Genomic DNA, 20,974 nt, shown 5'->3' on the forward strand with positions numbered 1-20,974 from the left:
ACCAGAGGCGACGAAGAGAGGATGTCATGGCACACGCTGCGAAGGGCTCGAGCCACATGGCCGACATAGCTGACACCGCGACGAGCGCAGGGCGTTTCATCCGGCCGGGATTCCGGACGGGCTTCATCCTCGTCACCAGCCTGTTCTTCCTTTGGGCGCTTGCCAACAACTTCAACGACATCCTGATTCGCCAGTTCCAGAAGGCCCTCGACCTCAACCGCGCGCAGGCCGGCCTGATCCAGTTCGTCTTCTATGTCGGCTATTTCGTGATGGCGCTGCCCGCGGGTCTGGTCATGCGCCGCTTCGGATACCGCGCCGGCATATTGACCGGACTGGCGCTGTACGCGATCGGCGCTTTGCTGTTCTGGCCCGCCGCCGAAGTCCGCGAATATGCGGCCTTTCTCGGCGCTTTGTTCGTGCTGGCGTCGGGTGCTGCCTTCCTAGAAACTGCCGCCAATCCCTATATCGTCGCGTTCGGCGATCCGGCGCGCGCCTCACAGCGGCTGAACCTCGCCCAGGCGTTCAACGGTTTCGGCGCGGTGCTCGCGCCGACGATCGGCGGTCTGTTCATCTTCTCAGGCGTCGAGCATGACGCGGCAACGCTGACGACGATGCCGCAGGCGCAGCTGGTTGCCTATCGCGTCGCCGAGGCGCGCATGGTGCAATTGCCGTATCTGCTGCTGGCGATCATCGTCGTGCTGGTCGGCGCCGCCATCGCACTGGTCCGCCTCCCCGCGCTCGACACCAAGACCGACGACAGCGCGCATGACGGGCTGTTCACGGTCCTGCGCGCGCCGGGGCTGTGGCGCGCGGTGGTCGCGCAATTCTTCTATGTCGGCGCACAGGTCGGCATCTGGAGCTTCTTCGTCGATTTCGTGAAGGACAGCCTGCCCGCCACGCCCGAGCGCTCGGCCGCCTATCTCCTGTCGCTCAGCCTCGTGCTGTTCATGGCGGGGCGGTTCATCGGCGCCGCGCTGATGCACAGGCTGCCGGCGACCCGGTTGCTGTTCGGCTGTGCGGTCGCCAACATCGCGCTGTGCGCGGTGGCGATGCTGTCGGGCGGCTGGATCGCGGTCGGTGCGCTGGGGCTGACTAGCTTCTTCATGTCGATCATGTTCCCGACGATCTTCGCGCTCGGCGTCCGCGATCTCGGACCGCGCGCGACGATCGGCTCGTCGCTGATCATCATGGCGATCATCGGTGGCGCGCTCGTGCCCCCGGTGATGGGCCTGATCGCGGGCGCAGCGGGTGGCCTTCACGTCGCGATGGCGTTGCCGCTGATCTGTTTCGCGGTCGTCGCGCTGTTCGCGCGCGGCGCGACCGACGCCCCCCTTTCCCCTACCATGAGGACGATCCATTGAGACTGAACGGTAAACGCGCGCTGGTGACCGCTGCGGCGCAGGGCATCGGCCGATCGATCGCGGAGGCGTTCGTCGAACAGGGCGCGACGGTCTACGCCGCCGACCTGAACGGCGAGCTGCTCGCGACCGTCCCGGGCGTCACGCCCATCATGCTCGACGTCACCGATGCGGAAGCGGTCGCGGCGCTCCCGGCCCAGATCGGCGACATCGACATCCTCGTCAACGGTGCAGGCTATGTCCATGCGGGCGATATCCTGGCCTGCGACGAGGACGCCTTTGCGTTTTCGATGTCCCTGAACGTCACGTCGATGTACCGGCTGTGCCGCGCCTTCTTGCCGGGCATGCTCGCGCAGGGCAGCGGATCGATCGTCAACCTCGCCTCGATCGCATCGAGCGTGAAGGGCATTCCCAACCGCTTCGCCTATGGCACGACCAAGGCCGCGGTGATCGGTCTGACCAAGGCGATCGCGGCCGACTATGTCCTGCGCGGCGTCCGCTGCAACGCGATCTGCCCGGGGACGATCGATTCCCCGTCGCTGCGCCAGCGCGTCGCCGAGCAGGCGAGCGCGGCCGGTATTCCGCTCGAAGAGGCGACCGCCGCCTTCGTCGCGCGCCAGCCCGTCGGCCGCCTTGGCCGCCCCGAGGAGATCGCAGCCCTCGCGCTGTACCTTGCGTCCGACGAGAGTGCATTCACCACCGGCACGACCCATGTCATCGACGGCGGCTGGGTCAACTAACCACCTCCTTCCCCACGACCTAGAACCAGAGGACGTTTGCTCCATGAAACTGTTACGCTACGGCCCGATCGGCCATGAAAAGCCCGGCATGCTCGATGCCGATGGTGCGATCCGCGATCTGTCGGGGGTCGTGGGCGACATTGCCGGCGATGCGCTGACGCCCGAGGGGATCGCGACGCTGGCGGCGATCGACCCGGCGACGTTGCCGCTGGTCGACGGCACGCCGCGCTACGGCGCCTGCGTCGGCGCGGTCGGCAAGTTCATCTGCATCGGCCTCAATTACAGCGATCACGCCGCCGAAAGCGGGATGGACGTGCCCAAGGAGCCGGTCATCTTCAACAAATGGACGAGCGCGATCTGCGGCCCCGACGACGCGGTCGAAATGCCCCGCGGCTCGACCAAGCTCGACTGGGAAGTCGAACTCGGCGTCGTGATCGGCAAGCCCGGGCGCTATATCGACGAAGCCGATGCGATGGCGCATGTCGCGGGCTATTGCGTCATCAACGACGTCAGCGAGCGCGAATACCAGCTCGAGCGGGGCGGCACCTGGGACAAGGGCAAGGGCTGCGACACGTTCGGCCCGATCGGCCCGTGGCTTGTCACGGCCGACGAGGTGCCCGATCCGCAGGCGTTGCGGCTGTGGCTAGAGGTCGATGGTCACCAGTATCAGGATGGCACGACCGCGACGATGGTGTTCGGGGTGGCCGAGATCGTGTCCTATCTCAGCCGCTTCATGAGCCTCCAGTCGGGCGACGTGATCTCGACCGGCACGCCCCCCGGCGTCGGCCTCGGCCAGAAGCCGCCCAAATATCTGGCGGTGGGCAATGTCATGCGCCTCGGCATCGAAGGCCTTGGCGAGCAGACCCAGCGCGTCGTGGAATCGCGCGCATGACGACGATCACCGGGCTGCGCATTCGCGACGTCCGCTTCCCGACGAGCCTTTCGCTCGACGGCTCGGACGCGATGAATCCCGACCCCGATTATTCCGCCGCCTATGTCGTGCTGGAGACGGACACGGCCGGGCTCGAAGGGCACGGCCTGACCTTCACGATCGGGCGCGGCAACGAGATTTGCGTCGCCGCGATCGGCGCACTGCGCGAGCGGGTGATCGGGCTCGACCTCGACTGGATCGCGGCGGATGCCGGGCGGTTCTGGCGCCACGTCACCAATGACAGCCAGCTGCGCTGGATCGGCCCCGACAAGGGCGCGATCCATCTGGCGACAGGCGCCGTCGTCAACGCGGTGTGGGATCTGTGGGCGAAGAGCGTCGGCAAGCCGGTCTGGCAGCTGGTCGCGGACATGACGCCTGAGGAACTCGTCCGCACGATCGACTTCCGATACATCACCGACTGCATCACGCCCGACGAGGCGCTCGCGCTTCTCACCAAGCGCGCCGAGGGCAAGGCGGAGCGCGTCGCGACGCTCAAGGCCGAGGGCTTTCCCTGCTACACGACGTCGGCGGGCTGGCTCGGCTATTCGGACGAGAAGCTCTACCGGCTGGCGCGCGAGGCGGTCGATGCCGGGTTCGATCATATCAAGCTGAAGGTCGGGCGCGATCTCGACGACGATATCCGCCGGCTGCGGATCGCGCGCGAGGCGATCGGTCCCGATGCCAAGCTGATGATCGATGCCAACCAGATCTGGGAGGTCGACCAAGCGATCGAATGGGTCAACGCGCTCGCCTTCGCGAACCCGTGGTTCATCGAGGAGCCGACCAGCCCCGACGACGTGCTGGGCCATGCCAAGATCCGCCGCGGGATCCGATCGGTCAAGGTCGCGACCGGCGAGATGTGCCAGAACCGCATTTTGTTCAAACAGTTCATGGACGCAGGCGCGATCGACGTCGTGCAGATCGACGCGTGCCGTCTCGGCGGCGTCAACGAAGTGCTCGCAGTCCTGCTGATGGCGGCCAAGCACGACCTGCCGGTCTGTCCGCATGCCGGCGGCGTGGGACTGTGCGAATATGTCCAGCACCTGTCGATGATCGACTATCTGTGCTTTTCGGGCACGCGCGAGGGTCGGGTGATCGAATATGTCGATCATCTGCACGAGCATTTCGTCGATCCCTGCGTCATCCGCGATGCCGCCTATATGCCGCCGACGCGGCCGGGCTATTCGATCGAGATGAAGCCCGCATCGCTCGAACGTTATGCGGTATCGGCGGAAGTGCGATACTGATCGCGTCATGATCATCGCCTCGACGCACGACTTCCGCGAAGCCGCCCGACGGCGGCTGCCGCGCTTCCTGTTCGATTATGCGGATGGCGGCGCCTATGCGGAGCAGACTCTGCGGCGCAATGTCGACGACCTCGCCGACATTGCGCTGCGCCAGCGCGTGCTGCGCGACGTCGCCGACATCGATCTGACGACGTCGCTGTTCGGGCGGACGATGGCGCTGCCCGTTGCGCTCGGCCCGGTCGGGATCAGCGGCATGTATCATCGGCGCGGCGAAACCCAGGCAGCCCGTGCCGCGACCACCGCTGGCGTGCCCTTCTGCCTGTCGACCGTTTCGATCTGCCCCTTGTCGGAGGTGAAGCAGGCGAGCGGTACGGGTGCGCTGTGGTTCCAGCTCTACGTCATCCGCGACCGGGCGTTCATGCGCGACCTGATCGCCACTGCGAAACAGATAGGTGCGGAAGCGCTCGTCTTCACCGTCGATATGCCGGTCCCGGGCGCGCGGTACCGCGACGGGCATTCCGGCATGTCCGGCGCGGGCGCCCCCTTGAAGCGCGTCCTGCAGGCGATGGGCCGGCCCGGCTGGGCGTGGGACGTCGGGCTGCGCGGGCGGCCGCACAAGCTCGGCAACCTCGAACCCGTGCTCGGCAGCAACAGCGGGCTCAATGACTATATGGGCTGGCTCGGCGCGAACTTCGATCCGTCGATCGGCTGGGCCGATCTCGAATGGATCCGCTCGGCCTGGGATGGGCCGCTGATCATCAAGGGGATCCTCGACGTCGAGGATGCGCGCGAGGCGGTGAAGATCGGCGCGGACGGCATTATCGTTTCCAACCATGGCGGCCGCCAGCTCGACGGCGTGCTGTCGACTGCACGCGCACTGCCGGCGATCGCGGACGCGGTCCGCGGCCAGGTCACGGTGCTGGCGGACTCCGGCGTACGGTCGGGGCTAGACGTCGTGCGGATGCTTGCACTCGGCGCGGAGGGCGTGCTGCTCGGCCGCGCCTGGGTCTATGCGCTGGCCGCGCGGGGCGAGGCCGGGGTCGACCTGCTGCTGACGCTGATCGAGCGCGAGATGCGCGTCGCGATGGCGCTGACGGGCGTCCGCCGGATCGCCGATATCGATCGGACTATCCTGGCCTAGGATTGCGGACGACCGCGCTACCCAAGCCCCGCGTTACACGGACCGCGCCGCCTGCCAGGCTGCGACGAGTGCGCGGGCGCGCGTGCCGACGGTGGCGGCGCTGTCGCCGGGCTTGTAGAGCGCGCCACCGACGCCGATCCCCTCGGCACCCGCCGCCAGCCAATCGGCGAGATTGTCCGCCCCCGTGCCGCCGACTGCCCAGACACGGACGGTCTTCGGCAGGATCTCGCGCACCGCCTTCAGATAAGCGGGTCCGAACGCGACCGCGGGAAACAGCTTCAGGCGTCGTGCACCCGCGGCGATCGCCTGGAACGCCTCGCTCGGCGTGACGAACCCGGGCATGGGCTCGAGCCCGAGTTCGACGCCGCGGGCGATGACGGCGGGGTTGGTGTTGGGCGTCACCATGATCGTGCCGCCGGTCGCGGCCAGCGCCTCGACCGCGGCGATGTCGAGCACCGTCCCCCCGCCGATCGCGGCCCGGTCGCCGAACGCCTGCTGCAACATGCGGATGCTCGTCGCCGGGTCCGGCGAATTGAACGGCACCTCGATCAGGCGGATGCCGGCGTCGACCAGCGCCTCGCCGATCGCCAGCACCTCGTCGGGTGCGACGCCGCGCAGGATGGCGACGATGGGCGCGGTGCCCGATGCTAGCAGATCATCGACGGTCATGGTGTCTCCAGCAAGGCAAGGCCGGCAAGCGCACAGGCTTCGCCGGTATGAACGGTAGCGCCAAGGCCGCGTGCCGCGAGCGCGCGGCCATAGCGGTCGGCGAGCGCCGGATCACCGATCAGCGTGATGGTGCCGGTGGCCGCGGGCAGGATCTCGGCGATCTCGGCACCAATGACCAGCCCGGACAGGAACCCCAGCGCCCAGCGGCCGCTGGCGCCCGTGCGCAGTTGCGCTGCCCGCGTCTCGAACAGCGCGCCGAGCAAATGCCCGCCCTCGGCGATACGGTCGAGCCCAGCGTCGAAACCGATGGCGTCATCCTCGGCCGCGCCATCATCCGCCGCCGCACGCGTCAACGTCGAATGCCGCCGCAGCAGCGCGAACAGCTCGCCCGTCACGAAGGTCTGGAACCCGGCCACCCGGCCGTCCTCGACACTCGCCCATTTGCTGTGCGTACCGGGCAGCGCGATCAGATGACGTCCGGATGCAAGCTCGGGCATAAGCGCCATCGCACCGAAGATCTGCGTCTCCTCGCCGCGCATCACATCGGGTGCGCCAGAGCCGCGCGTGCAGGCAAGCCCCGCGCCGATCGTGACGGGGATCCGGTCGACCATCGCGCGCGCCGATCCTGCCGCCCAGATTGCCGGATCGGCAGGACAGTCGACATAGGGAATCTCGATCCAGCCGTTGCGCGACCCCACCATGCCGCAGAGATGGATCGCGCGCGGCTCCGATGTCGCGCGCCAGCGTGCGAGCGCGCCGCGCAGCACCTGTTCGGGTGTCTGGTCGCCAAGGTCCCCGATACCGGGCCCGGCGGCGCGATCGACAACCGCACCGTCCTCGATCCGGTAGAGCCGCAGGTTGCTCGTGCCCCAGTCGCCAGCGACGGTATAGCTCATCGACCGCGCCTGACATGGCTGACGGCGAATAGCGAACCCGCTGCGATCACCCGATCGGGCGAGATCAAACGCTTTTCCAGAACCGGGCTCCCGTTCGCGGCCGCCGCTGACCCGCGCGACGCCTATTACTAATCCTATAATTATGTGCGACGAAGAAGCAATTGTTTCACCGGTTCCGCGTTGGACCGGCCTGGCCTACGGTCAATTCGGCCTGACGTACCTGATCTGCAACGAGAATGACCGACAGGGGAGGAAGACATGGGCAAGCTATTGCTGGCCGCGCTCGCGGCGACGACGACTGTGCTAAGCGTCGGCACCGCCGATGCCCGCCCGCGCTGGACCGAGGCGCAGGCCAAGGCCTGGTACGCGAGACAGCCTTGGCTGGTGGGCGCGAACTACACCCCCGCCTCCGCGATCAACCAGCTCGAAATGTGGCAGGCGGCGACCTGGGATCCCAAGCGGATCGAATACGAACTCGGCCTCGCCCAAGCGATCGGGATGAACACGATGCGCGTGTTCCTCCACGACCAGCTCTGGGTCCAGGATCCCGAAGGCTTCAAGCGCCGCATCGACGCGTTCCTGACGATCGCGCACGCGCACGGCATCCGCCCGCTGTTCGTGCTGTTCGACAGCTGCTGGGATCCCGATCCGAAGCTCGGGCCCCAGCATCCGCCGATTCCCGGCGTCCACAATTCGGGCTGGGTGCAGGGTCCGGGCCTGCCGGGATTGCGCGACCGGAGCCGCTACCCCGCGTACAAGGCCTATGTGCAGGGGATCGTCGGGGCATTCGCCAAAGACGACCGCATCCTCGGCTGGGACGTCTGGAACGAACCCGACAATGGCGCCGACCAGTATAGGGGCCAGGAGGGCAAGGAACCGCTCGTCCGCGCGCTTCTCGCGCAGGCGTTCGACTGGGCACGTGACACCGACCCGTCACAGCCGCTGACGTCGGGCGTGTGGCAGCATGACGACTGGACCCCGACCGGTGGCAAGCTGTCGCCGATGGAGACGCTGCAGCTCGGCCAGTCCGACGTCATCAGCTTCCACGATTACAGCTGGCCCGAGACGTTCGAGGCGCGCGTGCGCCAGTTGCTGCCGTATGACCGGCCGATCCTGTGCACCGAATATATGGCGCGCGGCAACGGATCGACGTTCGACGGCTCGCTGCCGATCGCCAAGCGCTACAATGTCGCGATGATGAACTGGGGGTTCGTCGATGGAAAGACGCAGACGCGGCTGCCCTGGGACAGCTGGAAGAAGCCCTATGTGATGGAGGAGCCGACGATCTGGTTCCACGAGGTCTTCCGCGCCGACGGCACGCCGTATCGCAAGGCGGAGACCGCCCTGATCCGCCGGCTGAGCGCGGCACCAAAGACCGTGATTTCCGGCGAACCCGGCGCACATTGGCGCTGACGCCGATCGGGTCTCAGGGGAGCGACGACGCCGCGCGACCCCAGTCGTTCGGCGTATGACCCAGATCGAGCTCGAGCGTCCCGCCCTGCAGGATTGCCGCCTGCGAGACGAACGGCGTATCGAGCGGTCGCCCGTTGAGCCGCGCCGCGCGGATGTAGCGCGTCCCCGCCCCCTGCCCGCGCGCGACGATCGTGAAAGTCCGCCCGCCCTCGAGCGTGATCCGGCTCCGCGGCTGGTGCGGCGCGTGGAGGTAATAGAGGTCGCTGCCGAGTTTCGGGAACAGCCCGAGGCGGTTGAACACGTAATGCGAACTCATCGCGCCGCTGTCTTCGTCGCCGGGATAGGCGTCCGCGGTAAACCGCCGGAAGACGATATCGGCATATTTGCTCGTCAGATCGGGGCGCCCGACCTCGCTGAACAGCCAGGGCGTCGAGAAGGACGGCTCGTTGGTGAAGTCGATCAGCCCCGCGTCGAACGCATGCTGCAACCGCCGCGTGAACGCCGCGCGCCCACCCATGATCGCGACCATGCCCGGAACGTCGTGGACCGCGGCATAGGAGTAGATCCAGCCCGTCCCCTCGTAGAAGCCGAAATTGTCGTGCGTCTTGCCGTCCCAGCCGCGCTTGGGGTCGTTCGGCTGGAAACGTCCGTCGGCGAAGCGTGGCCCCACGAACCCGGTATAGCCGTCGCTCGCCGCGCGCGGATCCCAGACGTTGCGCCAGTTCCGCGCGCGCGTCTCGAGCAGCGCGGCCTCGGCGGGGTGTGCCGTGCCTGCCGCCACCTTCGCTGCGTAATAGTCATTGAGCGCCATGCCCATCGTCGCCGACCCCGAGCGTGACCGCTGCGGCGTCCCCTCGGGGCTGCGATCGTCGACCGCGAAATAGCCGTCGACCAGATAGCGCGGCCGGCGCCGCTCGAACGCGTTGAACAGGACGACGTTCGCCGCCTTCTGCCAGTCGACGCCGGGGACGCCGCGCAGGAATCCCTCGCCGATCACATTGTCGACCTCGTCGCCCGCCTGGCCGACATGGAAATTGCGCCCGGCGATGAACGCGGTATCCGCCGCGCCATAGCGTTCCCACGTCCGCACGAACGATCCGATCACGCCGGCATAGGCCTTGGGCCGGATCAGCGACATCAGCGGGAAGAGCGTGTGATACGTGTCCCACAGCGTATAGTGATCGTCATAGAGCGGCGACGCGCGCTCGCTGTCCGCTTGGTCCTGCGTCCGGTCGCGTGGCTGGATGACGCTGTGGTAGAGCGCGGTGTAGAAGCGCCGCCGGTCCGCCGGGCCGGCCCCGTCAATCGTGATCCGCCCGAGCGCGTCGTTCCACGCCTTGCCCGCCGCGCTGCGAACCGCGGCCATGTCCCAGCCGGGCAGGTCCTGTGCGAGCAGCGCTTCGGCGCGCGCCGCGCTGGCGAAGGAAACCGCGATCTTCATCGTCACGGGCTCGCGACCCGCGCTGCCGAACGTCCACCAGGCGCGCAGCGGCTGGTCGGCGGGCGCGCTCGCGCGCGTCGCGCCGGGGGTGCGGACGTTGGCGCGTTCGACTCCCCAGGCGGTCGGCTTCGCGTCGACCCTGGCGACGAACCAGATATCGACCTCCGCGGGCGACCAGTAATGCCGGGTGCGGACGCGGCCGACGATCTTGCCCTGCTCGGGAAATAGCGTCACCTCGGATCCCGCGGTGCCGAGCTCGCCCATGATCTTGCGCGTCACGTCGAACAGCAGATGCGCGTCGCCGCTGTCCGGAAAGGTGAAGCGGTACAGCGCAGCATGGTGCGCGGGCGCGATCTCGACGTCGGTGTCATAGCGCGCGAGCGTCACGCGGTAGCCGTCCGCCCGCGCGCGTTCGTCGCGCTTGGGCGAGAGATGCTCCGCCTCGGTCGTCGCGAGCGGCCCCGTCTGCGGCGAGACGAGGAACGTGCCATAGCTCGGCACCCCGCCCGACCCCTGCGTATGCAGCTGCGCGAACCCGCTCAGCGGTGCGGCGCGGTCATAGCCTGCATTGCTGGTCGCCGCGGTGATCGTGTTCGGGCTGGGGTGGATCGACCCCGCGGGCAGCGTCGGCCCCGGGATCGTGTCGCCCTCGTCGTCGTCCCCGGTACCGATCAGGGGATCGACATAGTCGCTGAGCGGCAGGGGATCGCGACCCGGCCCCGGTGCGGCTGGTGCGGCCGCCGCAAGCGCCACGCCGATGCCGATCGCGCGCAGCACTGTGCAGGCCGCCGCGCCGCGGCGCGCCGTCATCGCTTCGCCGGAGTCGCACGCGCCTCCGCGGTCAGCACGAGTTCGGCGGCGAGCAGCGCGCCCTCCTGATCCTGCGCGACCGACGTGCGTTCGACCAGGTCGGTCACGAACTGCGGTCCGAACGGCAGCGGCACCTTCGAGCAATCGAGATAGCGCGTGCCCTTCTTGTCCGCGATCAGCAGGTGGTTGCCGCCCGGACGTCCCGCGATGTCGACGTATTTGCGGAGCTCGATATAGCCCTCGGTGCCGAGGATGAAGAGGCGGCCGTCGCCCCAGGTCGACAGGCCGTCGGGCGTGAACCAGTCGACGCGGACATAGCCCGCACCGCCATCGCCGCTCAGCATCATGTCGCCGAAATCCTCGAACTTGGGATGCGCGGGATTGCCGAAATTGCCCGTCTGCGACGCGAGCACCTGCGCGCGCTTGCTGCCCGTCAGATAGACGAACTGGTCCGCCTGGTGGCTGCCGACATCGGTCAGAATGCCGCCGTTGCGCGCCGGGTCCCAGAACCAGTCGGGACGGCTCGGTGCGGACAGGCGGTGCGGCGCGAGGTTGATCGTCTGGATCACGCGCCCGATCGCGCCGTCATGGACGAGCTGCCCCGCCATCACCGCGGCGGGCACCTCGAGCCGCTCGGAATACATGATCGCGAACTTGCGTCCCGTCTCGCGGATCGCGCGGCGGACATCGGCGAGCTGCTTGAGCGTCACGACCGCGGCCTTGTCGCTCAGATAATCCTTGCCGGCGCGCATCACGCGGATGCCCAGCGGCGCGCGCAGCACGGGGATCGCTGCGCTGCACACCAGCTTGATCGCGCGGTCGTCGAGGATCTCCTGCTCGGACCGTGCCAGCTTGATGTCGCCATAGCGTTTGCGGAACATCGCGATCTGCTTGGGATCGGTCGCGTAGAAGGCGGTCAGCACGCCGCCGCCGCGGATCACCGCGTCGGTGATGCCATAGATATGGTTGTGGTCCATCCCGATCACCGCGAACGGCACGCGGTATTTGGCTTCGGGCGCGGGCTTGGCCACCGCCCCCTCGGTCGGCGCGTCGCCGCGCGTGGCGGATTGCGCGAACGCGTCGGCAGCGAAGCCCGCGGCCAGTCCGGCGGTCAGTCCGAGCCCGAGAAGTCCCCGGCGGTTGGTGTCGCTCACAGCTCTATCCCCTTTCAGATCGCGACCAGGTTCGTCGGCCAGGTCATTGCTTGGTTGCTGTCCATCGCCTGCTCGCCGAGCAGCGACGCGACGCTCGCCTGATAGGCCTGGCGCAACAGGCCGGGCAGCGGCTTGCCCGCGCGCACCGCCTCGCCAAAGCCCTCGAACTGCAGCATCGTCTCGTCATATTCGCCCCAGCCAAGCGACTCGCCGGGTGTCGTCACGGGCAGCTCGGGGAACCAGGTCGCGCCGCCGATCGGCACCGTGCGCTTGTGGCCGCGCGCGACGTCCTTGTGCATCCGCTGCAACGCCAGAACCTTGGCAGGCACTTCCTGATAGATGCGTCCCAGCTCGGGCTCGATCGTCCCCTTGCTGCCCTGGATCTGCTCCTCGCAGCCATAACGCGCATTGTTGAGCAGCGAGGTGTAGATCAGTTTCCGCCCGCCGCTATATTCGTAGATCAGCGCGACATGGTCATAGACCTCGCGGCCGTCCTTCCAGAAACAGATGCTGCCCGACCCGATCACCCGCGTCGGCACCGCGTCGAGAAACCAGTTACCGACCTGAAGCTGATGCGTCGCGAGCTCGGTCATCAGCCCTGCCGACCGGTCGCGGTACAGCCGCCAGTTGATCTGCCGGTCGTTCGCATCGGCAGGCACCGCGCGGCGCCAGGCATTGTTGCGGTGCCAGCTCGCGCGGATCTGTGTCAGCGTGCCGATCTCGCCCGCGCGCGCGCGCTTCAGTGCGTTGAGGTAGGTCGGGTGGAACATCCGCTGATGCCCGATCTGAAGGATCTTGCCCGCCGCCTTGGCGTGCGTGATCATCGCGCCGCAATCGGCGATCGTCCGCGCCATCGCCTTTTCGCACCAGACGTGCAGCCCGGCGTCGAACGCGTCGAAGCAGAGCTTCGCATGCGTGTCGAGCGGCGTCGCGATGACCACCGCGTCGATCCCGCGCGCATCGAGCATCGCGCGGTGATCGGCAAAGCGCCGCGCGGTCGGCGCCCATTGCTGCGCCTTGACGAGGTTCGGCGCATAGCTGTCGCAGATCGCGACGACCGTGCAGTTGCGCGACTTGGCGATGTTCTGGATCAGCGCGCGGCCGCGGTCGCCCGTGCCGATCACGCCCAGCCGCACCGGGTTCGACTTGACCGGCTCGGCGCCCGCCGCGGCGGAGGCTGCGGACACCGCCCAGGGTGCGGCGGCCGCCATCCCCGCGCCCGCCGTCGCCGTCAGCACGCGATCGATGAACGATCGCCGCGAGAGGTCGAAATCCTTGTCGGTCATGCCGCTTGCATCCTTGCTGTGTCGTCGGTCGGCGCCGCCGCCTTGGAAAGATCGTACAGGAACCGCCGCGCCGGCGCCGCGTCGAGCAGGCGTCGCGCGCGTGCCGCATCGGCGACGAGCAGCGCGGTGCTCATCGCCTCCGCTATGCCGCCGCTGCGATCGATCGCCACGGTACAGCGCGCCGCGGTCACGATCCCGCCATCGGTGGGGCGGATCATCGCCGCGCGCTCGGGCGCCTGCGTGCCGGCGCCGACCGTCGTCGAGATCGAGAGCGCCTCGTCGACCAGCTCGACCTCGACCAGCACCGCGTCAGTGCACGACGGATCGGGGATCGCGAACGGCCACCCGCCGCCCAGCGGATGCTCCCCGATCACCGCGATCGAGCTTTCACCCGCGGACAGGCACGCGCAGACGACGCCCGCCTTGCGCAGCGCGGCGCTCGCGCGGTCGAGTGCGAAGCCCTTGCCGAATCCGCCGAAATCGAGCGCGAGCGGCCGAGTCGCGGCGATCCGCGCGGTGCTGCGGTCGAACACGAGATCGCCCCAGCCCGCCCCGGCGAACCGCCGATCGGCGGCCGGATCGAACAGGCCTAGGGTCAGCGCATGCGCCTCGTCGATCGCGACCAGCGCGTCGATCAATACCGGATCGTCGATCGCGACGCCGTGCCCAGCGAGCAGTTCGTCGTTGAGCGCGGTCGTCGGCGACGGCCGGTGGATCGTCAGCGCGTCGTCGACGCTTTCGATCGCGCGCCGCGCCGCGACCATCACATCCGCAGACCCTGAACCGAAGACGTGAAGCTCGATCCGCGTCCCCATCGCGACGAAGCGCTCGACCCGCGCGGCGATACCCACGTCAGGCCTTGACCTCCCAGCCAGGTTCATAGGCGACCGACCACAGCTTCATCGCCTCGGCACTGCTCGGCCTGCCGGTCGCGGGATCGACGGTCAGCACGCTGTTGGTGCGATAGGCCATGTTGCCCAGATGGCAGAGCGTCGTGCTGATATGCCCCTCGGTGATCGGCGAGTTGAGCGTGGTGGCCTTGCCGCGGATCACATCGACGAAATTGTTCGCGTGATAGACGTCGAGCACCCCCTCGCCGACCGTGCCGGTCGTCTCCGACGTCGCCTTGGCCATTACCTGCCGGATCGACTTGCCCGCCAGATCATAGAGTTCGAACCCGTTGCGATCGACCACCGCCGACCCCTTTGTCCCGAGCAGCAGCACGCCGCGGCCGCGGCCATAAGTCTGCATCGCGTTGCAGCTCTGCCCGTTCCAGCGGATCACGCGGTCCTTGTCGTAATTCAGGTCGAGCGACAGCGAGTCGTACATCTCCCAGTCGTCGCCCGCGTGGAAGCGCTTGGCCCCCTTCGCCTCGACCTTCGTCGGATAGGTCAGGCCCATCAGCCAGCGCGCGATATCGAGTTCGTGCATTGCGTTGTTGCACAGCTCGCCCGTTCCATATTGCCAGAACCAGTGCCAGTTATACGGCACCAGGTTCGACCGGTACGCCGCACGCGGGCGCGGGCCCTGCCACATGTCCCAGTCGAGCGTCGCGGGCGGTGCGACCTGCTGCCCCTTGCCGATCGATCCGCGATTATTGGCGTACCAGGTCTGCGCCTCGTACACGTCGCCCAGCTCGCCCGCCTGGACCAGCGCGAGCAGCTGCCGCGTCTCGGGGCTCGACCGCTGCTGGTTGCCGACCTGCAGCTGGCGCCCGGTGTTCTTCTGCGCGGCGATCATCGCCTCGCCCTCGGCGGGCGCGATGCCGATCGGCTTCTCGCAATAGACGTGATGGCCCGACTTCATCCCGTCGACCGCCAGCTTGGCGTGCCAGTGATCGGGCGTCGCGACGGTGATGATGTCGATCGCCTTGTTGTCGAGCAGCTTTCGATAATCGCCTTCGGTCCGCGGCGCGGCATGGCCCTTCGCGGCAAAGGCCGCCGCGCGCTTGGCCAGCACCGCCGAGTCGACGTCGCAGAAATGCGTGACCTCGACGTTCGGGACCTTGGTGAACGCGCTCATATGCGCCTGGCCGCGGCTGTTCACGCCGACGATCGCGACGCTGAGCCGGTCGTTCGCGCCCTTGATCCGTGCATAGCTGCGCGCGGTCATCGCCATGCCGAGCGTCGCGCCCGCGCCCTTTATCATCGTCCGACGGTCCATCGCTTGATCCCCCTTAGAGTGTACGCAGCTTGATCGACCGGAACTCGACCCGGTCGCCATGATCCTGCAGCAGGATCGGCCCCTGCACGGCGTCGCCGAACCCGGCGATCCCGGCATATTTGCTTTGTGCCACCAGCGCGCGGAACGCCGGCGACCCGCGGTCATATTCGACCATCTTGAAGCCGTTCAGCCAGTGCTCGACACGCGCGCCGCGCACCACGATCACCGCCCGGTTCCATTCGCCCGGCGGATTGATCCGCTTGCCCGGGCTTGCCGGGTCGGACAGGTTCTTCGCCGCGATCAGATCGTAGAGCGAGCCGAGCGTCCGGTTGCCGTCGCGACCCATCTTCGCATCGGGATGCCGCGCATCGTCGAGCAGCTGATATTCCAGCCCGAGCGCCTCGCCCTTGCGCTTCAGCAGGCCGGCATCGACGAAATACTTGATCCCGCTGTTCGCGCCGGGTGCCAGCTTGAAATCGACCGAGAGCTCGAAATCGCGATATTCGCGCGTCGTGACGATGTCGCCGCCGCCGCCGTCTACGCGCAGCACGCCCCCCGCCATCGTCCAGCCCGTCGTTGGAAACACTGTCCCCTTCGCGCCGCGCCAGCCGGCACCGGTCTTGCCGTCCCACAGCAGTTTCCAGCCTTCGCGCTGCTCCTCTGCGGACAGCTTATTGCTCAGCCAGCCCTGCTGCGGCAGCGCGGTCGCGGGCATCGCGTAGCGCGCCGGCGCATCGGTGATCACGCGGACGTTGCGGAACCGCACCTCGGGATGCCGCGCGGCGTCCGCGTCGGGGATCGCATGGACCTGGAACGCGATGAACCCGCGCGCATCGACATCGTCGACGGTATCGGTCGCGGGCACGCCGTTGATCCAGCTGCGCAACCGCGTGCCGATCGCCTCGACACGGTAGTGGTTCCAGTCGCCCGAGCGGAAGGTCTGCCGCGCGGGCGCGTTGCGGCCGAGCGTATACAGCCATTGCCGGCGCTGTTCGTCATACATGCCCGCGCTCCACGCACGTGCCGACGGATCGATCTCGACCTGATAGCCGTGCACGACGCCGCTGCGATAATCGGGCCGGCTCTGTCCGCGGATCATCATCCCCGAATTGAGCGCAGGGTCGGTCTTCGCATCGAACTCGACGATGAAGTCGCCATACTGCGCCTCGGACACGAGCCAGCTATTGGTCTTGCCGGGCTCGGCGCGCCCGATCAGCTCGCCATTCTCGAACGCGTAGGTCGCGTTGCCGCCGGTCGCGCGCCAGCCGGCCAGCCCCGCGCGCGGGGTCACGTCGCGCCACGGTGCTTTTGCCTGATCTGTGGAGGATTGAGACGCAGGGGCCGCGTCGACCGACGGCAGCAGCAGCAACGGTGCGGCCGCCAAGGTCAGAATTGCGAGTGCTCGAACCATTCGCCTCCCCTTTTCTCTTTTCTGCGAGCACGGGCTGGGCAGCCCTATCCGGACAGGTCCGGTCGTCTCGCATCGTTTCACCGCCGACATGTCGCTGCCGTACGTCTCTCCAAAACCGACCCTAATTTGTGGTCGGGCCACATGCAAACAGATTGTAAGGCATTTTATCGATGTTTCCGCTGGTTCGGGGCTTACCGGACTTGACGATCCCGGTGTCCGCGCGATGTAGGGGACGGCGCCGACGTTCAGGCTGCCGTCTATCGAACGAGGAATGCAATGCAGGACGCTGAAGGCGGCGGTAAACTCTACCGCAAGATCGTGCAGGCGATCATGACGGACATCGCGGACGGGGTATTCCAGGTCGGCGGTCGCCTGCCCGCCGAACGCGATCTGACGGAGCGGTTTCAGGTCAGTCGCCCGACGATCCGCGAGGCGATGATCGCACTCGAGATGAAGGGCATGGTCGAGGCCCGCAAGGGCTCGGGCGTGTTCGTGCTGGCATCGTCATCGAACGACTCGGAGCAGGAACTCGATATCGGCGCGTTCGAGATCACCGAGGCGCGTCGCCTGCTCGAAGGCGAAGTCGCCGCGGTCGCCGCGACCGAGATCACGGAGGAGCAGCTGGTCGAGCTACGCGGTCTGCTGGCGCAGATGGATCAGGACGACACGATCGCGGCAGAGGACGCGGATCGCCGGTTCCACATCGCGATCGCCGAGGCGACCGGCAATGCGGTGATCATCTCCGCGGTGGCCGACTTCTGGGACATGCGCTTCCGCTCGCCGCTCGCGCGCGAGGTCTTGGCGAAGGCGGGAAGCCTCGGCACGGAGAACCGCATGGCCGAGCACGGCCGGATCCTGACCGCGCTGGAGGCGCGCTCGCCGGTCGACGCGCGCAACGCGATGCGCGATCACCTTGCGCGTGTGATCGACCACCTGCTCGACGTCACCGAGACCGAAGCGGTCGAACGCGCGCGGGCCGCGACCGTCCAGCGCCGCCGTGCCCTGGCCCGTCGCTCGGTCTGACCCGCCCCCGCGTCTAGAGGTGCATGCTGTCAAATCGCGGCTACGGATGCGCCTCAAAATATTGGTCAAACTAATTGTCTGACCAAATGATTCCATATTGTCATATTTCTGTGGCCCTGATACCTGACGACCTACGCCGACCCTAGAAAACTGGGGCGGCAAAATGTCGGGCCGCGCCGACTCAGCGCGACCGGCCTATCGGGAGAGGGTCCTTGAGCCACAAGAGCTTCGATAAGCGCATGCTGCTTATCTCGACGAGCGTCATTGGTCTGTTGGTCGCCGCGCCGGCCATGGCCCAGCGAACCGCGGGCAGCCAGGTGCCGCAACCAGCCGACAGCCAGACGAGTTCACCCGATCCTGTCGACCCAACCCAGACGTCCGAGCCGGAAAACGCCGATATCGTCGTGACCGGGTTCCGCGCCTCGCTGAACAACGCACTGAACCAGAAGCGTAACGAGACCGCCGCGATCGACAGCATCGTCGCAGAGGATATCGGCAAGTTCCCCGACTCCAACCTCGCCGAGTCTATGCAGCGCATCCCCGGCGTCGCGCTCTCGCGCGGTGACGGCGGCGAGGGCCGCAATATCTCGGTCCGCGGCCTCGGCGCGCAGTTCACGCGCGTGCGCATCAACGGAATGGAAGGCGTGTCGCAGGTCAGCGGCACCGACATTCGCGGCGGCGTCGCGACCGGCCGTTCGTTCGACTTCGTGACCTTCCCGACCGAAATCTTCTCGGCACTGTCGGTCCGCAAGACGCTGTCGGCCGATGTCGAGGAAGGTTCGCTGGGTGCGACGGTCGACCTGCGCGCGCCCAAGCCGTTCGACCAGAAGAAGAGCTTCGTGCTCACCGGCACTGCGCGCGGTATCTACAACGACATCAGCAAGAAGGCCGATCCGCGCCTGTCCGCGCTGGTCTCCAAGCAGTTCGGCGACACGTTCGGCATCCTCGGCAGCATCGCCTATTCGAAGCGACATATCGCCGAATATGCCTATTCGGCCGCCGATGTCGTGCCGACCACGGTCTATGGCCAGGCGCAGCCTGCGGGCACCGCGAATGCCGGCGTGATCTTCCCCTTCTGCACCCCGGTCGGCTACAGCTTTCGCGGGGCCGCGACGAACAGTCCGACCGCCGGCTACGCCCAGCCGAACGGTACGCCGATCGGCGCGGACGCCAATAATTGCAGCACTGGAAATCCGCGCACGAGCACGGCGGCGGCCTATGATTATGTCATGAGCCGGACCGGGGTGAACGGTCGTCCGGGCGGCGGCGTCTATCTCCCCCGTCTGCCGCGACCCGCGAAAAGCGACCAGGAACAGCAGCGTCTCGCGGGCACGCTGACGCTGCAATGGAAGCCTGGCGACAATACCGACATCTCGCTCGACGGGCTGTATTCGCGGTTCAAGGTGGATCGGCTCGACACCTATTTCGATGCACGCTCGTTCGGGCGCGCGATCTCGAACAACGGCCAGCCGCTGACGTCGGTCCGCGAGATTGAGGTCGATGACAATGGGTCGCTGATCCACGGGCTGTTCGACGGCGTCGATCTGCGGTCGGAGATGCAGCAGGAGAAGTTCACCTCGACCTATCGCCAGGTCAATCTGAACCTCGACCACCGCTTCTCCGACACCGTCCGGGTCTATGGCCTGGCCGGCATCAACCAGTCGCGGCTCGACGTCGACCGCCTGCAGGTCGCGATCGATGCCAATGACACGCGCGACTTCTCGATCGACTTCCGCGACAATCCCGACATTCCGAAGATCGGCTACGGGATCGACACGACCAATCCCGCGCTCTTCCAATATGGCCCGCCGCTCGCCAACGGCGACCAGCGCGGCCAGCTGTCGAATTTCATCCGTCGCAACACGATCACGAGCAAGACCTTCGAACTCAACGGCGAATGGGAGGCCGCCCCCGACTTCACGCTGCAGGTCGGCGGTCAGTATCGCACCAACAAATATACCGCGCGGGAGCGGCAGCTTGCCACCAACACGCCGCTAGCGCTTCCGTCGGGCGTGACGCTGGCGAGCTTCACCACCGTGACGAGCGGCATCGGCGGAAATCTTGACGGGCTGTTGCAGGATTTCGTCTCGATCGATCCCGAGAAGTTCCGCGACGCGGTCGGGCTCGACAACTATGTCTATTGCAACCTCGAATGCGCCAAGGGCACGTTTGGCGGCGTCGATGAGAAATACGCCTCGGGCTATGCGATGGTGAAGTTCAACACCGCCAATTCGCTGCCCTTCGCGCTGCGCGGCGATGCGGGCGTCCGATACGTCCATACCAAGCTCGACACCTATGGTCCGATCACCTCGGCAGCGCCCGCGGGGTCGCTTTATCCCTCGCGGTTCGTGATATCGGAGATTGGCCGCAGCTATGACGACTGGCTGCCGTCGGCGAACCTCGCGCTCGACATCACGCCCGAGCTGATCGCGCGCGCCTCGGTCGCCCGCGTCATGTCACGGCCGTCTTATGGGCAGCTGATCCCTGCAGGCTCCGCGAACCTCGTGATCCAGACCGCAAGTTTCAGCAATCCGTTCCTCGAGCCGATCCGTGCCAACACGTTCGACGCGGCGCTCGAATGGTATTTCGCCAAGGGCTCGCTGATCTCGGTCGCGTATTTCTACAAGAATATCGAAAGCTATATTCAGACGACCAGCCAAGCGGTCGCGTTCCAGGATATCGGCCTGCCGCTGACGCTGCTCAACGGAACGCAGTTGCGCCCGACCGACGTGTTCACGGTGCAGCGCAGCAACAACACGGAAGGCGGACCGCTGCGCGGGTTCGAGGTCAACGTCCAGCTGCCCTTCACCTTCCTGCCCGGCGTGCTTCGCAATTTCGGCGCGCTCGGCAACTTCACGCGGGTCCGGTCGAACATCAACTACGTCATCTCGCCGACCCTGTCCCGGACCGCCCCGCTGGTCGGGCTGTCGCCCGAAACGGCAAGCGGGACGCTCTATTACGAAGACGACAAGTTCAGCATCCGCTCGACGGTCAACTATCGCGCGGCCTTCCTGACCGCCGTCCCCAGCGGCTCGGTCGACGCGGATTCGACCGCAAATGCGAGTTCGATCTTCGTCGACGCATCGGCCTCGTACAACCTCAACGAGCATATCAAGTTGATCGCCGAAGTATCGAACATCACTGACGAAACCAACCGCCTGACCGTGGACACGGTGCGTCAGGATCCGCTCTACACATCCTATTTCGGCCGTACCTACGCGCTCGCGGTCAATTTCCAGTTCTGAGGACTTCATGGTTCTGGTCGGTATCGGCGCGCCCCCCCCTGCCGAT

At 67.0% G+C, this 20,974-nt stretch carries 16 protein-coding genes; 8 read left to right on the top strand and 8 right to left on the bottom strand.

What is annotated here, in order from left to right:
- Nucleotides 1–26 precede the first annotated feature (26 nt).
- The 5 genes from fucP to lldD are packed head-to-tail and all read left to right on the top strand — an operon-like array spanning nt 27 to nt 5,417.
- Entirely contained in the window at nt 27–1,361 is a 1,335-nt protein-coding gene (fucP, locus tag SOM18_RS03025) for an L-fucose:H+ symporter permease (RefSeq protein WP_235188449.1), read from the top strand.
- Entirely contained in the window at nt 1,358–2,098 is a 741-nt protein-coding gene (locus SOM18_RS03030) for an SDR family oxidoreductase (RefSeq protein WP_031441683.1), read from the top strand. The genes fucP and SOM18_RS03030 overlap by 4 nt, the downstream gene beginning before the upstream one ends.
- A gap of 43 nt (nt 2,099–2,141) precedes the next feature.
- Complete coding sequence (locus SOM18_RS03035; RefSeq protein ID WP_031441684.1) at nt 2,142–2,990, top strand: fumarylacetoacetate hydrolase family protein; 849 nt, start codon at nt 2,142–2,144, stop codon at nt 2,988–2,990.
- Nucleotides 2,987–4,276 (top strand): L-fuconate dehydratase, encoded by a 1,290-nt coding sequence (locus SOM18_RS03040; protein WP_031441685.1) that lies wholly within the window; start codon nt 2,987–2,989, stop codon nt 4,274–4,276. Before SOM18_RS03035 ends, SOM18_RS03040 begins: the two co-directional genes overlap by 4 nt.
- 7 nt (nt 4,277–4,283) lie before the next feature.
- Complete coding sequence (lldD, locus tag SOM18_RS03045; protein WP_320481267.1) at nt 4,284–5,417, top strand: FMN-dependent L-lactate dehydrogenase LldD; 1,134 nt, start codon at nt 4,284–4,286, stop codon at nt 5,415–5,417.
- Between the two features lie 33 nt (nt 5,418–5,450).
- On the opposite strand, the gene SOM18_RS03050 is transcribed toward lldD, so the two are convergent.
- Nucleotides 5,451–6,086 carry a 2-dehydro-3-deoxy-6-phosphogalactonate aldolase gene (locus tag SOM18_RS03050; protein ID WP_031441686.1) on the bottom strand — a complete coding sequence of 212 codons (636 nt, stop codon included), beginning with the start codon at nt 6,084–6,086 and terminating at the stop codon, nt 5,451–5,453.
- A complete protein-coding gene (locus tag SOM18_RS03055) occupies nt 6,083–6,982 on the bottom strand; it encodes a 2-dehydro-3-deoxygalactonokinase (RefSeq protein WP_031441687.1) in 900 nt (299 codons plus the stop codon). Before SOM18_RS03055 ends, SOM18_RS03050 begins: the two co-directional genes overlap by 4 nt.
- A gap of 258 nt (nt 6,983–7,240) precedes the next feature.
- Here SOM18_RS03055 and SOM18_RS03060 point away from each other — a divergent pair, with 258 nt between their 5' ends.
- The gene (locus SOM18_RS03060) at nt 7,241–8,395 is read left to right on the top strand and encodes a cellulase family glycosylhydrolase (RefSeq protein ID WP_031441688.1); all 1,155 of its coding nucleotides are present in this window, start codon (nt 7,241–7,243) and stop codon (nt 8,393–8,395) included.
- A 13-nt stretch (nt 8,396–8,408) separates the two neighbouring features.
- Here SOM18_RS03060 and SOM18_RS03065 read toward each other — a convergent pair whose 3' ends face one another.
- The 6 genes from SOM18_RS03065 to SOM18_RS03090 are packed head-to-tail and all read right to left on the bottom strand — an operon-like array spanning nt 8,409 to nt 16,660.
- Nucleotides 8,409–10,646 (bottom strand): GH92 family glycosyl hydrolase, encoded by a 2,238-nt coding sequence (locus SOM18_RS03065; protein ID WP_320481268.1) that lies wholly within the window; start codon nt 10,644–10,646, stop codon nt 8,409–8,411.
- Nucleotides 10,643–11,800 carry a Gfo/Idh/MocA family protein gene (locus SOM18_RS03070; RefSeq protein WP_031440490.1) on the bottom strand — a complete coding sequence of 386 codons (1,158 nt, stop codon included), beginning with the start codon at nt 11,798–11,800 and terminating at the stop codon, nt 10,643–10,645. The genes SOM18_RS03065 and SOM18_RS03070 overlap by 4 nt, the downstream gene beginning before the upstream one ends.
- A gap of 14 nt (nt 11,801–11,814) precedes the next feature.
- Nucleotides 11,815–13,086, bottom strand: coding sequence for a Gfo/Idh/MocA family protein (locus SOM18_RS03075; protein WP_192191011.1), 1,272 nt, complete (start codon nt 13,084–13,086; stop codon nt 11,815–11,817).
- Nucleotides 13,083–13,937, bottom strand: a complete 855-nt coding sequence (locus tag SOM18_RS03080) for an FAD:protein FMN transferase (RefSeq protein ID WP_042466612.1) — start codon at nt 13,935–13,937, stop codon at nt 13,083–13,085. Before SOM18_RS03080 ends, SOM18_RS03075 begins: the two co-directional genes overlap by 4 nt.
- 1 nt (nt 13,938) lies before the next feature.
- Nucleotides 13,939–15,249: a Gfo/Idh/MocA family protein gene (locus SOM18_RS03085; RefSeq protein ID WP_031439705.1), complete on the bottom strand. Its 1,311-nt coding sequence runs from the start codon at nt 15,247–15,249 to the stop codon at nt 13,939–13,941.
- Between the two features lie 13 nt (nt 15,250–15,262).
- Complete coding sequence (locus SOM18_RS03090) at nt 15,263–16,660, bottom strand: 3-keto-disaccharide hydrolase (protein WP_081874157.1); 1,398 nt, start codon at nt 16,658–16,660, stop codon at nt 15,263–15,265.
- A 276-nt stretch (nt 16,661–16,936) separates the two neighbouring features.
- Here SOM18_RS03090 and SOM18_RS03095 point away from each other — a divergent pair, with 276 nt between their 5' ends.
- Both SOM18_RS03095 and SOM18_RS03100 read left to right on the top strand, forming a co-directional pair.
- Nucleotides 16,937–17,683 carry a FadR/GntR family transcriptional regulator gene (locus SOM18_RS03095; RefSeq protein WP_031439703.1) on the top strand — a complete coding sequence of 249 codons (747 nt, stop codon included), beginning with the start codon at nt 16,937–16,939 and terminating at the stop codon, nt 17,681–17,683.
- A gap of 212 nt (nt 17,684–17,895) precedes the next feature.
- Nucleotides 17,896–20,928, top strand: coding sequence for a TonB-dependent receptor (locus SOM18_RS03100; RefSeq protein WP_052380850.1), 3,033 nt, complete (start codon nt 17,896–17,898; stop codon nt 20,926–20,928).
- Nucleotides 20,929–20,974: the final 46 nt, after the last annotated feature.

The sequence above is a fragment of the Sphingomonas sp. CFBP9019 genome (assembly GCF_034045155.1).
Classification (GTDB): domain Bacteria; phylum Pseudomonadota; class Alphaproteobacteria; order Sphingomonadales; family Sphingomonadaceae; genus Sphingomonas; species Sphingomonas aerolata.